At 36.9% G+C, this 15741-nt stretch carries 7 protein-coding genes; all 7 read right to left on the minus strand.

Features of this window, described 5'->3' with window-relative positions:
* A partial coding sequence (locus tag B0I10_RS10565; protein ID WP_220086204.1) for an Ig-like domain-containing protein occupies positions 1–1772 on the minus strand: 1772 nt, incomplete at its 3' end.
* 70 nt (positions 1773–1842) lie between these two features.
* Positions 1843–3675, minus strand: a complete 1833-nt coding sequence (locus tag B0I10_RS10570) for a transcriptional regulator (RefSeq protein WP_112086486.1) — start codon at positions 3673–3675, stop codon at positions 1843–1845.
* 613 nt (positions 3676–4288) lie between these two features.
* A complete protein-coding gene (locus B0I10_RS10575; RefSeq protein WP_112086487.1) occupies positions 4289–4873 on the minus strand; it encodes a sugar transferase in 585 nt (194 codons plus the stop codon).
* 455 nt (positions 4874–5328) lie between these two features.
* Positions 5329–5556, minus strand: a complete 228-nt coding sequence (locus B0I10_RS10580) for a hypothetical protein (RefSeq protein ID WP_112086488.1) — start codon at positions 5554–5556, stop codon at positions 5329–5331.
* A gap of 16 nt (positions 5557–5572) precedes the next feature.
* Positions 5573–10792 carry a YDG domain-containing protein gene (locus B0I10_RS10585; protein WP_112086489.1) on the minus strand — a complete coding sequence of 1740 codons (5220 nt, stop codon included), beginning with the start codon at positions 10790–10792 and terminating at the stop codon, positions 5573–5575.
* Positions 10793–11520: 728 nt separating this feature from the next.
* On the minus strand, positions 11521–11748 hold the full coding sequence (locus B0I10_RS10590; protein ID WP_112086490.1) for a hypothetical protein: 228 nt from the start codon (positions 11746–11748) through the stop codon (positions 11521–11523).
* Between the two features lie 16 nt (positions 11749–11764).
* A complete protein-coding gene (locus tag B0I10_RS10595; RefSeq protein WP_112086491.1) occupies positions 11765–15373 on the minus strand; it encodes an ice-binding family protein in 3609 nt (1202 codons plus the stop codon).
* Positions 15374–15741: the final 368 nt, after the last annotated feature.

Raw genomic sequence — 15741 nt, forward strand, 5'->3', positions numbered from 1 at the left:
TAACTCGTAGCTCCACTTACAGCAGTAACCGAATAAGTAGCTACGGTAGATTCAGCCGATAATACAGAAGGACCCGAAATCCAACTGATGTTGCCAACAGTTGAAAGTACTGTTTGACTTACAATGTTACTATCCAATGTCGCACAATCACCAAATGTAATTCTAGCAAAATAATATACCGTGCCGGCATTACTATTAGGCAAAGTATAACTAGTCGAAGTAGCACCATTAATTAAAGTAGCACCAGTTATGCTGTCAGAACTGTTCTGGAACCATTGAAAAGCAGTAGCACCATTTGCAGTTATTGAAAGGGTCTGTGGTGTAGAATTTCTACATACAGTTTGATTTGTGACTGTAGGTTGAGAATTAATACTAGTCGAAAGAACTACACCATTGAGTGCTATGGAACGACCTAAGGCATTTGTTGCACTTAAAGTTAAAATACCATTCGAGGATGAATTACTGTTCAAAAATTTCACATAGACAGTAGTGGTATTTACTTGTCCTGAAACAGAATTAATTGTTAAAGTAGATGAAAAGTTATTGTTATCCAAGGAATATGAAAAACCATTTACTCCACTTAAACTTATATTTGAACCAATCCCGGTTGCCGAAACAGTAAACGTTTTAACTAATTCACTGCTATCTGGGCACAAGTTAAAGTCCAAATTTGAGGTAGTAGTAAAAATCTCACCCTCTTGTGTGGGAACAATCACAATGCGTTCTGTTCCATAACTTACACCATTTGCATTAATAGCATAAGCTCGTAAATAATAAGTACCGGGTGCTAAATTATTAATCGTTCCATTAAAAGAACCTAAACCGCTTCCGTAAGCTATTTTGTTATCCGAAACAGTCGGAGTGCCGCTTGTGTTCCAAACAAAACCTTTCTCGGTTACTGTAATTCCTCTATCATCAGTAACATTGCCTTCAATATCAATGGAGTTATTTAAAATTGGACTCAAAACGGCTGTACCATTAACAACTACCGGAGCTCCTGCGTCAATAACTGTAGAACCTTGAAGATTTAAAGCATAATTATCAAAATTAGAAACCCTGTAACCACCAAAACCAAAATAAGAATATAATACCGTTGAATTTCCAATATTGTTATTTTGATAAGTTCTGGTATGTATCGCAGATGCGGTTGAATGCAACAAAACGCCATTTGCATTGGAAGGCCATATTTCTACTTGTAAATGATAATTATTATTAGCTTGTGCCGTAATTTTTAGAATAATTTTGTACCATTTATCAGGTGACCCATTATTAAGTAAATCATTAACACTCGCATTTACAATACCCCCGGATGTCCAATTTCCGAAACTTGAGGTTGAGTTGTTATAGAAGATAAAACCACCACCATGTACCGATACACCTAAACAAATGGAGGGATTACCATTAGTGGCGTGCGGCTGATTAGGTAAAGAAGTGAAACCAATAGCGCTATAACCGGAATTAAATTCACTTTTAATAAAAGTACTAAACTCATAAACAGAACCAACTCCTCCGTTTGAATACCCTTGTTTGGTCGTATAAACTTCATTAGCTGCCTGATTTCCGATAAATACAGCACCGCTACCTCCGATACCGGTATTGGGTGACTGTGTAATTAGTGTAGGACTCGTATTTCCTCTTGTAAAATACGTTGTTAAATCCCCAGGGGTATTAAAATTATAAAAAGTAGTAGTTTGTGCAAATGCAGCAAAGCAACTGAAGAAGGCAAGAAAAAACAACATTTTCTTGAACTGAATTAAAATACTTTTTTTCATAGGTTTAATTATAAATTTTTGTAAAATTATATCAAAAGTTTAGTTGCGAGATATAGAAAAAATATAGAATTTATAATGCATCTAAAAACACAACCAACTCATTATCAGTAATAAAATCCATTTTCTTTCGGAGTAGGTATCTTTTACTAATCACACTTTCATACGATATACTAATCAATGTCGCTATTTCTTTGTTGCTTAAATTTAACTTAATTAGAATTAAAAAGTCAATATCTTTTTTTGTTAGTAGTGGGAAATTTGAGCGAATCAAACCGATGAAAGTTGGGTGCATACTGGTAAATCGTAATTCAAATTCGCGCCAGTAATCTTCGTTCTCAAAAAATGATTCTACCTTGCAAACTACTTTTGCGGCTACTTTAGTTTCCAATTTTAAATCATTTGATTGCAAAAAGGCTGTCACTTTCGATTTGATTTGAAAAACTTTTAATTGTAAAGCGGTTAATTCTCGCTCTTTTGCTTTTTTTAAATCTAGCTCTAAGTGTAATTGAATATCTTTAAGTTCATTGTTCCGTTGCATCAAATCCTTCTCTTGCGTTAATTGAAATACCGATAGCTCATGGATTTTGGTCTTCCTTTTATGCTTGTCGATTAAAAAAATAACAGCCAAAATCAAAAAAAGAGCGGAAATAATTACAATCGTATTTTGAAGTTTTAAAGTAAATAATTTTAATTCTAAATTTTTATTCTTCGCTATTTCATTAGCTACATTAAACTGATTTAACTTTTTCTGTAATTCTTCAAAGGTGTTGTCTTTCTCTCTTTCAGCGTAAAGGTTTTGTAAAATCTTTAAATAACGATATTCAGCTGTTTTGTCACGAACCTTTTCACTTAAAAGCACTAGCGTTTCATAATAAAAAATTTTCTCTTGTACGTTTGAATTAGATAACATCACATGCACGTCCAGTTGAAGCAATGCCTTGCTCTTATCCACTTCATTAAGTTGAAGTAATGTACGCATGTAAAAAGAAAAAATTTCTGTTGAAAAGTAAGATTGATTAGCATACATGAATTCAAACGAACTTCTTAAATAGGGCAATGCTTTTGAATAGTTTTTTTGTCGGTTATAAAATTTGCCAATCCTACTTAAGCATATGTTTTCATTCCTTGAATCGGCCATTTCTTTAAAACCAACCAAAGCCTGTTCAAAATTAGATAAGGCGGCAGCATTATTGAGTTCGCTGTAACATTCACCGATATTCATCAGAGCAACGTACCGATTTTGAATATTGTTTTCGATGTCCTTACTAAAATAAGGTAGTGTTTTTTTATATTCTAGGATAGCCTGATCAAAATCGCCTACATTAAATAAAATATTGGCATAGCGCAAACGTTGGATATTAATTAATCGCTCGTCACCAAAATCCTCCAATTTATCGATTAATTCAACGGAAATAGACAATGCATTTTGAAAATCATATTTACTGTAGTAAACTGAACTCAATTCGCTGTCAACTTTAAAAATATTTTTTTTATCTTCTAAAAGTGTATAGATTGTTTTGGCCTGGTTATAATTCTGCAGTGCAAAATCAAATTTACCTTGCATTTTTTGCGTATTGGCAATATTACAAAGGATGTTAGCCTGAACCACTTTCAAAATTTTTTTATCAAACGTGAGTGCCTTTTTAAAATACACAATAGCTTCAGGATAGTCACCTATTACCGCATGATAAATACCCAAATTGTTATACGTTTTGGCAGTTAAACTATCAGCAAGTTTTGGAAGTACTAAAATGGAATCTAAGTATTTTTTTGATCGATGGGGATCCGAAAATTGAACTTTTTCAAATTTTTGGTAATAAGTTTCATAAACCAAACTATTCTGACCGTATAAGGAGGCCAAATGAGAAAACAGAATAAGAAGGACACCTTTTTTAAACATCATACCTTAATTAAAAAACGCTTCCAGATGTAGAAACAAAATCATAAATTATACAATCTTTAGCATTATCACCCAATAACAATTATTGAGGTTACGTTATACCTTCCGAAATCGTTGTAAAAATCTCAAATCAACCCATAAAAAAAGGCCGTTACAAGTTAGCATGAACGAATGCCCCACATCCCTCAAAAACTGCAACGGCCGAAAAAAAATGTGCTAAAAAAAATTAAGTAAGATTTAATTTAAAATTATGACTAAAAAATTAAGCTTACTTAACAGTTTCTTTTTTGAGTCTAAATTGTTTTTAAAACCACCAGTAATCATGCATAAATAAACATTGATAAGCTGGTGGTAGTGTTAAAATCAAAAAACTGCCGACGGCAGAACAATAAAAAAAACCGATGCGAAACTAGTTTATATGCTTTTTTAACAGAAAAAGTTGCCTTATTGTAAAAAAAATCGATTACATAATTAAAATAAAAGCACTAATTGTGATAACAAGCTATTGATCAAGTAGATTTTTACTTTATGTAAAGTCAGAAATAAATGAATAAAAAAGAATATAAATTTTTAATGTACTTAAATTGCAGTCGAAAATGAGTGAAAAATAAATAAACTATATGCTTTTGCTATTCCTATACTTATCCACATCAAAATCAATCGGTAAAAGGGTATAAAAAATTATTTCTAAATCCATTTTTAACGTTTTGTTTTTTACATACCAGTTATTCAATTGCACTTTATCCGGCCATATAACCTCGTCATTATATTGTTTGGGGTCTGTTTGTTTGGCTAAAAGAGCTTCTTCATTTTTATACTTTAAAGAAGCTAATCCAGTCACACCGGGCCGCACAGACAATAGAAGGCAATCTGAACCCGTTAATTGATCCGCATAGCCCGCCACATCCGGCCTCGGCCCAACAAAAGACATGTCGCCTTTGATAATATTTATTAACTGTGGTAGCTCATCTATTTTAGTTTTGCGCAACCAAGTGCCAAAGATCGATTTATGACCGGTTTTTGCATGCATGGTCATTAGTTTATAAACCGTAAAAGGCTTTCCGTATCTCCCTATTCGTTTTTGAAAAAACAAACCGTTAGATTGCGTATCGACTGCAGCCAAGAGTAAGCATAGAAGCAATAAAAAAGAAAGCAGTAAAAGCAATAAAACGGCAAAAATAATGGCAAATAGTCTGTTCATTACGGCGATTTATAGTTGATAATAGGCAGATGAAAATGATAACTTACGTTCAGCAAGAGTAAGGTAACCCTATTGCTTATTCATAAAGAAGGATACTTTAAGTCATGGCTTTGCATGTGTTCTACCGTTGGATAAATTAAATTTTTTACTCTTCTATGTTAAAAATAATAACAGTAATCGTCAAAGCTAATACAAAGTATTTTGCAAAAAAGTAAGATGGTTAATTGTGTAAAAAATTGATTTTTAATTTAAAATGACAGCAATTTGGTAATCAAACAGATTTTGTACTGGATAGATTTTCTTTCAAGCACGCAAAAGTGGCTCCTCTCAAATAAAAAACACTGCCAAAGAATGCATCCTTAGCAGTGTTAAGTGTACGTTAAGTAATCACTATACTAACTTGTTGGTAACAGCTGTAAAATAATGTTCACAAAGGTATTAATCTATAGTTTAGATTAACTTTTTACTTCATTCTTTTTGTGGGTGTAATAAAACAAAAGCCCTAGTGCTATGACCAGCATAAAAGGCACCCAACCATCGATCGGCGTCGCTGGTGCTTCTTCACCGGGATCATTTCCAATAGGAAAACCCGGACCAAAATCATCGGCATAAAGACTTATCGTACTTAAACTAAATAAAAAGATATAAACGGTGGTGATTTGATTACTAATGTATTTTTTCATGTTAATCGGTTGTTTTTTATTGTATATATAATTTCTTGGTAATGACCTTATCGTCTTGGGTAACTTGCACCAAATAAATTCCTTTTTCAAGGTGTGTTAGGAAAACCGTGTTTTGCGTATCGGTTAAGGTTCCTCTTTGCACGTGTTGTCCTAATAGGGTACTAATCGAATACGATGCTGCACTCGGAAGTGTTTTAAAATCGATATGGACTTGTCCATTGTCCACCGGATTGGGATACACACTAAAGTTTGACGATGTAGGCTGATCGATATCTAAAACCGATTCATAAACAATTCGAAAACGATTATCCGGAGTGCTGGCATTCGAAACAACGCCTGTAAAAGAAACAATTACTTCTGAACCATCGGTAGGGATAGCCGTTAAGGTGCCGGTTTGCGTATCTTCTAAAAAGGGTTGCATAGCACTGTTACTGTAATGCTCTACATATAATCGGATTTGATAAGGGGTTGCTGTAGTAGCCGTTAAACGAATAGGTTGTACATCCTCCTCTTCTGGTAATGCTCTGTACTCAATCGACAAATTAGTAGTGCCATTGCGAAAGGATAAGCTTTCGTTAAAGTTCGCTATTTTTCCCGCATCAATATCGTCCACTTCATTATTACCATCACTTGAATTAACCGCTAATGCTCCATCTACATAGTGCCAATTGTTAGCCACTAGTTTATAAAGTAAAACACGAATTCTGTCGGTACTTTCTGAATTGGTTATGTTGTTTGCATCTCTTTCAAACCAGGTTGAACTATTTCCGGCAACTTTATGCACTTCGCGAATATTAAAGGTATTACCAACGTTTGTTCTAACAAAGAAGGCTTGACCACTTTGGATATATTTATCATTACCAACCGGTGTTGGTGTAGACCAATTCTGACCATCATACGTTACATACGCTCCCAAACCGATGGTGGGGTCTAACATCCAAACTTTAGAGCCGGTATTACTGCTAACCAATGCTTCTGTGTTTAATGGACTAGCGTAAGGATTTGGAATTAATCTAAACTGATTACCATTTATGGTATGAATAACATCACCTGTAATTAGAGATCCCGTTGCGTCAAAAGTTGTTGCTGTAGCACCGGATGTAATATTGTCACTTCCATAAGGTCCCGTAACATATACTAAATAAGCATTATTACTATCGAGTTCAAATAAATCCGTATTGGAAGAATTAACAATAGGAACCCAAGTTGTTCCGGCATGACGCCAAATGTTTGTTTGTGGCCCTGTTCCCAAACCACTTGATCCACCACCCTGGGGTCCCCATAATAGCAATCCAGTACCCGCAGCAACCACACCGTTATTTTGCCAATTTTCATAAATACTCGTGTTGGTTTCTCCTTTCAACGGTGAGGTTAACAGTCGCCATGCTCGTTTAGCAGGGATGTAGCGTTCTGCCGTTACGTTGGTTGCACCAGTCAATGTTCCTGTCACGTGGCCAATAGAGGCTGTGCCGGTAGCATTTGAGCGTATTGTAATAGGTCTATTATTAAAGTTTGCTTCACCCGCTATCGTCAAAGATGCATTTGAAGCAATAAGTAACGATGCTGTTCCTTCTAAAATTAACGACCCCGAAGAGCCAACTACAAAGTCAAGATCGAGAGTTGGAGTGCCATTGGATATAGTTAGGTTTGATGTAGCTAAAGGAATACTACCACATGACCAATTGGCACCATCGCTCCATAAACCGCTAGTACCAATCCAATTGTTGTTGTTTGAAACGGTTATAGCTGCAGAAACCTCACTACTAGCAATCTCTCCACAACCATTGGTGATAATACAACGATAATAATTTGTACCTGCAGTAACATTAGATGGTGTAAATGAATTTGTAGTACTTTCTGTTCCACCTACTGCAGCAATCCAACCTGTAACACCATCAGTACTTTGCTCCCATTGAAATACTAAATCAGTACCACTCGCTGTTACAGAAAGTGGACTAAAAGCAGTACCATTAATACAAGTGCTTTGAGCGGTTGCAGAAGGTTGAGAAGTTATGGAAGTTGTTCTACAAGGTTTGATTGATAAATTATCTATACCAATACCTTGACCATTACTTGATCCGCCATTTCCAGTAAAGGTCCACAGAAAATAATATCGCTGACCAGCCTCAATAGATAAGTTATTTAAAATAACCGTTTTTGATATTGCTGTTGGAGGATTAAAAACAGTTGTGTTATTTGCGTCAGCACTATATGATTGATTACCCTCCGTTGCGGCAATAGAAGGACTAACGTCATTTCCATGAAAGAAAGTCCAATCAAAAGCCCTACTTCCAGAACGATATTTTTCATAATCCCAGTCAATTTCTAAAGAGTTTATAGTATTCTCCGTAGTATTTAGAATAGAAACAACAATAAATCTTGGACTTGTAAAAGAACCTGTATTTAAAAATCCGATTGCTCGATCCAGAGCTGATGCTGTAACGCCATTCGCCCAATTTATTATTCCGCCAGAACTTGTCCCAGTTACACTATTCGTACCTGAAGTACCGTATGCAAGTGTTGTACTGCTTGTTGCCATAGTAAAATCATTACCTGAACGAATACCTATTGGAAGACTTGCAGTAGCAGAACTTTCCATGCTATCAAAATCTTCAACGACTGCAGAACCCATATTTGTTAACACTATAGAAGTGGTATTTTGAACTATTATATTTCCTGCAACATAAGTTATCGAATAATTAGAAGCCAAAAATGTACCACCTGTTGCAGCAGAAAGAAATACCTGATTGCTGTAAGTACCAACTGCAGCTCCGGCTTCGGCACCAGTTCCATAAGCAATAGTAACAGAGCCTATAGTTTGACCCGATATCAAACCAGTTGATGTGAACGCTGTTGAGCCAGAACCTCCAGTAAGAGTTGTTCCAACTTCTTTAGTTACATCGTTAGCTATTATAGAGAGTGCTTTTGGGGTAATATTGCCCGTTAAACCGCTAGGTTGTGTTACTATATAATTGCTTGCATCAGGTCCACTTAAGGTAAAACTGGTCGTAACCGAAATTCCGTTGGCAGCATTAGCACTTGCAAATGTTCCGTTGCCAGATAATGAAACAGTGTCTCCGCTCTCTACACCAACCAAAGTTGCACCTATAACTACTGCTGTTGTATTGGCATCATACATTTTATTTTGAACAGAGGCACCGCCAACAGTTAACTCTTTGGCGGTTATGTTTGCCGTTAAACTTGGTTGTGTTACCAAATAATTAGTTGACGGAGTCAAATAGGTTCCAGAGAGATTTAATACCTTGCCATTACCAATAGTTTTTGTTGCAAAAGACCATGTGGGTGAACCAGTGACAGTAAAAGATTCTCCATTAACCAAACCATCATAAATTGGCGTTCCCGTAACACTAACATCTAGTAATGCATTGTATGTTTTATTAGACGCTGTTAAACCAGAAATAGTTAGATTTTTTGCAGACACTGCACTCGCAATCGTTGCTACAATTTCAGAAGGAGACCCCGAACTTGTTAACGTAATATTTCCTGCGTAAGGTGAACCTACTACTGTTGCAACAGCTCTTAATCTCACGTAAATTGTTGTATTAGGAATAATTCCCGCACTTCCAATGATTAACGGGAAACTATTTGTGCCGATTGTAGTTGAAAAATTAGAGGAGGTTGCTACTTCAAAACCTACCGGTGGAGTGATTGTAATTCCCTCATTCATCGCAGCACCAGATACAGTAAAACTAGTTGCAGTACTAGGTGTGCCATAGATAGTAGATAGAGCAACAAGTTCTCCAGAAACTAACATGGTCGGTTCCGAAGGCGGCGCTTCAACAGTAATAGTCCCAGTTATATAAGTAATATTGTAATTGGCTACTGAAAATGTACCACCAACAGCGTTTGAAGGAGTAACTTGATTCAAATAAGTCCCTGGAGTTGCTCCATCACCTGTGGTTGCACCCGCACTTCCGTAGGCTATTGAAACACTCCCGATAGTTTGACTTCCTACCAAGCCATCGCTTGAAAAAGCCGTTGAACCTGAACCACCAGAAAGTAAGACTCCAGCTGTTTTGGTAACATTATTTGCTGTTATGGTTAATGCTTTTGGGGTAATGTTTGCGGTTAAACCAGTTGGTTGCGAAAGCGTATAACGAGCAGCATGTGTCCCAGATAGCGTGTAACCAGCAGTCGTAATTGATTTTCCGTTTCCAACACTTGCAGTTGTGAAACTAAAAATCGGCGTTCCTGCTAGCGAAACCACATCGCCTCCAACTATTCCGACCAATGAAGCGGTTCCTGTAGTAGTAGCGGTTGTATTTCCGTCGTAAACTTTATTAGCTCCAATAAGTCCTGAAATAGTCAAGTTTTTGGTGCTGACAGTGCTTGAAACCGTTGCAACATTGACGTTAGTGGCACCTGGACTGCTTAAAACAACATTACCAGAATACAATCCAGGAACCGTCGCTGCATCTAAACGCACATATATTGGTGTACTAGCAATAGTTCCAGCCGCACCAACTGTGATCGGAAAGCCGTTATTACCAACATTTGAAGAGAAATCTAACGTAGTTGACACTTGAAAACCAACTGGCGGATTAATTGCAATACCAGCGGTCATGTTAGCACCTGAAACATTAAAAATTGTATTGGAAGAAGCGGTTCCATAAGTCGTTGATATTGCGGAAAGCGTTCCTGTTGTGGAAATTGTTGGTGAAACCACAGTTTCCATTTTATAGAGAAGAAATCTTTGCTGAATAGAAGTATAGCAAGCGAATCTAGGCGATGACGCATTGTACTGCAATATTCTTGCTGTGACTTGTAAATTTGCAAAATTGAAAAGATTGTTAGAGTAAGTTATATTCCATCTTTGATTATTTGTTGCTACATTAGTAACAATTTGAACATTATTAGCTGTTCCGGTGTAGGAAACATACCTTTGAATTCCTTCATTATATATTGTCCTACCTCCACCGTTTGTTTCAATTTTCCAAACAATCGCTGAAGAGGGATTTGTAAGAGTATTAGCTGCAGGAGAAACAGAAACTCTGTCTAAATAAGTTGAAGCTACGTAGGAATTATTCATAGCAAAAGTATCTCCGCTATTGACAATTACGTAGTAGCCATCACTTAAAGCACCAATTGAGGTAATTTTAGTAAAAGTACCTGTGCCATTATATTGCCCCCATCCCATCTGCAAGGACATCAAAAAAACGCATAATGCAACATACCTTCGCAGTAGTAATGCATTTAAAAAAGTAAAATTCTTCATAATTGTCTTATAATTAATAAATTTAAAATCTACATTGTATGCTGTAATTCTTTTAGTTGTGTTTGTATTTTTGTTTTGAATATAGAAATGCTATCATTGCTGTGCGTTTTAAATACAAACTAAAACACTTTAAACGCTCGTTCATCAAAAAATTAAAAAACCACTTTTTTTCATATCCTAAATTACCATATCGTTAACAAAAAAATAAAAAAAAGTTAATCATGTTGTTTCAAAATAAATGTGAAATATTGCCATCAATAGGAAAAAATATTGTTACAATAGTTTGTATATGAATACTTAATTATTTCATTAACAGCTAAATTCTATGCCTTCAATTACAACATATTATCATGCTGTAATCGCCTCAGGTAAAACAATTGCTTTATCCTTAATTAAAAATCTTTTTATTTTTTTTGAGTGTAAACAAATAAACACATTTGTTAAAAAAAATGATTGATGTGTTGAAATGGAAAAAATTTTAGCAACTAAATTAGTTCGGAATGACAAAAAAAGTTCAACATTTGAAAGCAACAATCACTCGCTAAAAATAATTGTGTCATACAATTTGATTGTTACACTAGTTAAAAACAAATTTACCCATCAAAAAAAAACACTGCTAAAAATGTAATTTTTTAGTAGTGTTAATTCTATTTTAAGGGAATTGCTTAGTAACAATTTGTTAACATCAACAAAATAATAGTATAAAAATAAGCAAAGTCGTTTTTGTACTAATTTTTTATGGATTTCGTTTTGTGATTGTAATAAAACAAAAGTCCAATCGCTACAACTAGCATAAAAGGCACCCAACCATCTATCGGTGTCGCTGGTGCTTCTTGACCGGGGTCATTTCCAATCGGAAAACCTGGATCAAAATCATCGGCATAAAGACTTATCGTACTTAAACTAAATAAAAAGACATAAATGGTGGTGATTTGATTACTAATGTGTTTTTTCATGTTAATCGGTTGTTATTTATTGTATATATAATTTCTTGGTAATGACCTTATCGTCTTGGGTAACTTGTAGCAAATAAATACCTTTTTCAAGGTGAGTGAGGAGAACCGTGTTTTGCGTATCGGTTAAGGTTCCTTTTTGCACGTGTTGTCCTAATAGGGTACTAATCGAATACGTTGCTGTACTCGGTAGGGTTTTAAAATCAATGTGAAATTCTCCATTGTCCACCGGATTAGGATACACACTAAAGTTTGACGCTGTAGGCTGATCGATGTTTAACGTAGGTTGATAAACAATTCTAAAACGATTGTCCGGGTTGCTGGCATCAGAAACCACACCTATAAAAGGTACAATCACCTCTGAACCATCAAGCGGAATGGCATAGGTTGTGCCGGTTTGTGTATCTTCTAAAGACGGTTGCAAGGCACTGTTGCTGTAATGCTCTACATACAAACGCAATTGGTAAGGACTTGCTGTTGTAGCCGTTAAACGAATCGGTTGTGTGTCTCCTTCTTCTGGTAAAGCTCTATATTCTATAGACAAATTAGTAGTACCATTTCTAAAGGATAAGCTTTCGTTGAAATTCGAGATTTTTCCCGCATCGGTATCGTCCACTTCGTTATTACCATTACTTGAATTAACAGCTAACGCTCCATCGGAAAATTGCCAGTTATTAGCCACTTGTTTGTAAAGTAACACACGAATTTTATCGGAGCTTTCGGAATTGGTTATGTTGTTTGCATTTCTTGCAAACCAAGTATTGCTGTTTCCGGCAACTTTGTGCGTTTCTTTTACAGTGAAACTATCTGAATTTCTTCTGATAAAAAAGGCTTGACCGCTTTGGATAAATCTGTCATTTCCTGAAGTTGTGGAAGACCAATTTTGGCCGTCGTAGGTAACATAAGCACCTAAACCAGTTGTTGGATCTAATAACCAAATTTTAGAACCAGAATTAGCTATGTCTGCTAACATTGCCTCTGTATCAATCGGACTCGCATACGGATTACCAATTAATTTGAATTGATTAGCCGATAACGTATGAGTGACAACTCCCGTGATTAATTCACCCGTTGCCTTCACTGTCGCTACCGCAGCACCGGATGAAATGTTTTCGCTTCCGTGCGTTCCGGCAGCAAATACCAGAAAAGCATTACCATTGTTTGTTTCAAATAAATTGGTCGAATTGGTATTCGTAACAGCAGTCCAACTGCCGCCAGTGTAACTCCAAATGTTAGGTTGGGGCCCAACTGCCAAACCGGTTGCTCCACCACCTTGCGGATGCCAAAGCAATAAACCTTCCCCAACTATTCCCTGCCAATTGGCAAAAATACTGTTCTCAGAACTTCCTTTGAGCGGTGAAGTAAGTAATCGCCAAGCACGTTTAGCGGGAATGTAACGCTCAGCATTTACCCTCCCGTTTAACGCCCAACCGGTGGCATCTCCAATTCGTGCTGTGCCACTGCCATCGGATTTCAATTCAAAAATCAAATCATTTGAAGCTCCGTCAAAATCAACAGTGCCGGGCGTTCCCGTAAAAGTAACCGCAGCGGTAGAGCCTACTGCACCATGCGAAGTAAAGGTCTTTGCTCCTGCTCCGGAAAACGCGATGTCGTTGTAGGCCAAACCGGCAATGTTTTGCGGGAAAGAGCCGTTAAAAGTCATTAAGGTAGGCGTAGTCACAGTACCGTTGAGAACTGTTAAATCACCTGAGATTGAAATTGGTGTTCCTAAAATAACACCACCTGAAACTGTTCGATCGATGGTTAAATTATTTAAAACATTAGCGGTACCGGGTATGGAGTTGTCGATTTGCAAAGTTCCCATGGCACCGCTACCAAGCAAGAACAACGAAGAGTTGCCACCACCTCTTATAAATCCATCACCTGAAAAACCAGATGCCACACCTGCCTTACCAAACGTAGCGGTAAAACCATTTAAATCTAAAATAGCTGTTGCGTTGGTTAACGTAAGGGCATTCCCGCCGTTTGGACCGTCACAAAGTAAGTTGTTTAACAACCTAACGGTGCCATTCAATTTATCAACCGCCAGATAATCAATGGAAATTGCTCCACTTCCACTAATATCTTGTGTTCCTGAGCCGGTAAAAAAAACGGCTCTTGCATTAGCGTTAAAAGTACCATTATTTATGAAGTTACCTTTTAGTACTAAATCACCTCCCGAAGTTGCGGATAAAGTAGTAGTCGCCCCGCTATGGGTAGTAAAATTAACACATTGAACGCTATCGGCAGAAGTTGCAAGGGTAAATGTTCCGTTGTTAATGACATCACCTAAAATAATAATACCAATGGATTCATTTGCAACATCCAATGAACCGGCTGTAAAAGTAGAACCGGAATCGATTGTTAAATTGCCTGCTAGTTGTAGTGGTGTTTGAGCGTTGTTGTGTACATGTAAGGTGGTGTTACCTGAAATTTGCAGATGATTGGGATAGTCTGAACCAGCTGTTAAAGACCAATCAGAAGTTGTATCTGCGTTATATTGCAAAGTAGCACTTGAACCGTATGTGGGAGCGTTGCCATGGATAAAACCGCCTTGATTGATATTAACTAGTCCATGTATTGAGGAGGCCGCTCCAAAGTCGACTCCGCCTGCAATAAGTACATCATTTAAGGCGACCGTGCCGGAAACCGTTCCCGAACCGGAAAACGCAACCGTACCGTTACCGGCTGTAAAAGTGCCGTTATTGGTAATTGAACCACCATCAGAAATAGTCATTGTGCGCGGTGTGGCATCGGAAGCGGTTAACGTTTTACCACTATTAATTACGATGGAACGCAACGCAACAGCGGTATTTACAGTAACATTGTGCTTGATGATAACAGACCCACCTGCCGCTGGAATAGTGTTAGTACACCAAGTCGATACTTGATCCCAATCCCCATTGGCAATGGTAGCAACACCAAATCCATCTGTGTTGATTTGTGTAGAATCAATTGAAACAGCACCTGCAATCGAATAGAGTCTACCGTTTAAAATACCCCCCGCACCCATCGAAATGGCACCATTGGCAATAAATGTGCCTGAAATTGTCGTGGTAGCGGCCATCGAAATAGCTCCATCTGCGAGCCAAAACACATTGGAGGCTTTCGCTCCATTTGTTAAAATTAGGGTTGAAGTAGCACCTGTAGTAAAGGCACCGCCAAATTGAAAGAGAAAAAATGCATCCGGATTTCCACCACCATCTAAAGTAAGCGTCCCTCCCACTGATCCGGCTGCTCCAATGGAATAGACTCCGGCAAAAAGCGTTTCATTTCCCCCAAAAGCAGGTGCATGGGTACTGTTTGTAGTTGGTGTGTCGAATAACGCGTTGTAGGCCGTGATTAAATCCAACGAAGCTTGCTGGGTTAAATCGCCTGGACTATAAATTGTGCCATTAACTACGGTCGGATTTTCAAAGCCGGTGATAGCACCCACATGGGTGCCAATATCGCCAATGACAGACGATGTTGCCGTGTTTCCAATTGCTCCATCTGCTGTAAAGAGCGTAAAGTGAGAAGATGCACCTAAATTGACTGAACACTGAGCAGAAACGTTGAGGCTAAAACAAAAATAAAGAAACAAGGAAATACAAAACGTTCCTTTAGAACATAAAGTCATTTTTTTCATTAGGTAATTTTAAGGATTTGATGCAATTATTCTAAATAAAATAATTAGCTGGAGGAGTGATATAGAATTGTTTATCTACATTTTTGCAAACGTAATCATTTACAGTACCGAATAAATTTATTTTGTTGTTTATTTGGAATAGTATTGTTTTAAAGCAAAGCAGAGCTGTTATTGAATGAAATGTAGTAAATTACTCAGAATTAATCCGTTGGATGCAATTAAATTTTGAAATAATAGTGTGCCTGCTGCACGAATTTTTAGCATAATAAATCGATTTAATTCAAATTCTCAGTAAAAATGACAAATTAGCACGTTTACTCTTGATAAAATTCGAGTAATCGTGGCAAAAAACCTACTAAGCGAGAACG

Origin of the sequence: Flavobacterium lacus, from assembly GCF_003268815.1 — a bacterium.
Lineage (GTDB): Bacteria > Bacteroidota > Bacteroidia > Flavobacteriales > Flavobacteriaceae > Flavobacterium > Flavobacterium lacus.

Excerpts from the sequence above, each read along its gene's own strand:
- B0I10_RS10570 (WP_112086486.1), bottom strand. The coding sequence starts at position 3,675 with ATGATGTTTAAAAAAGGTGTCCTTCTTATTCTGTTTTCTCATTTGGCC.
- B0I10_RS10575 (WP_112086487.1), bottom strand. The coding sequence starts at position 4,873 with ATGAACAGACTATTTGCCATTATTTTTGCCGTTTTATTGCTTTTACTG.
- B0I10_RS10580 (WP_112086488.1), bottom strand. The coding sequence starts at position 5,556 with ATGAAAAAATACATTAGTAATCAAATCACCACCGTTTATATCTTTTTA.
- B0I10_RS10585 (WP_112086489.1), bottom strand. The coding sequence starts at position 10,792 with ATGAAGAATTTTACTTTTTTAAATGCATTACTACTGCGAAGGTATGTT.
- B0I10_RS10590 (WP_112086490.1), bottom strand. The coding sequence starts at position 11,748 with ATGAAAAAACACATTAGTAATCAAATCACCACCATTTATGTCTTTTTA.
- B0I10_RS10595 (WP_112086491.1), bottom strand. The coding sequence starts at position 15,373 with ATGAAAAAAATGACTTTATGTTCTAAAGGAACGTTTTGTATTTCCTTG.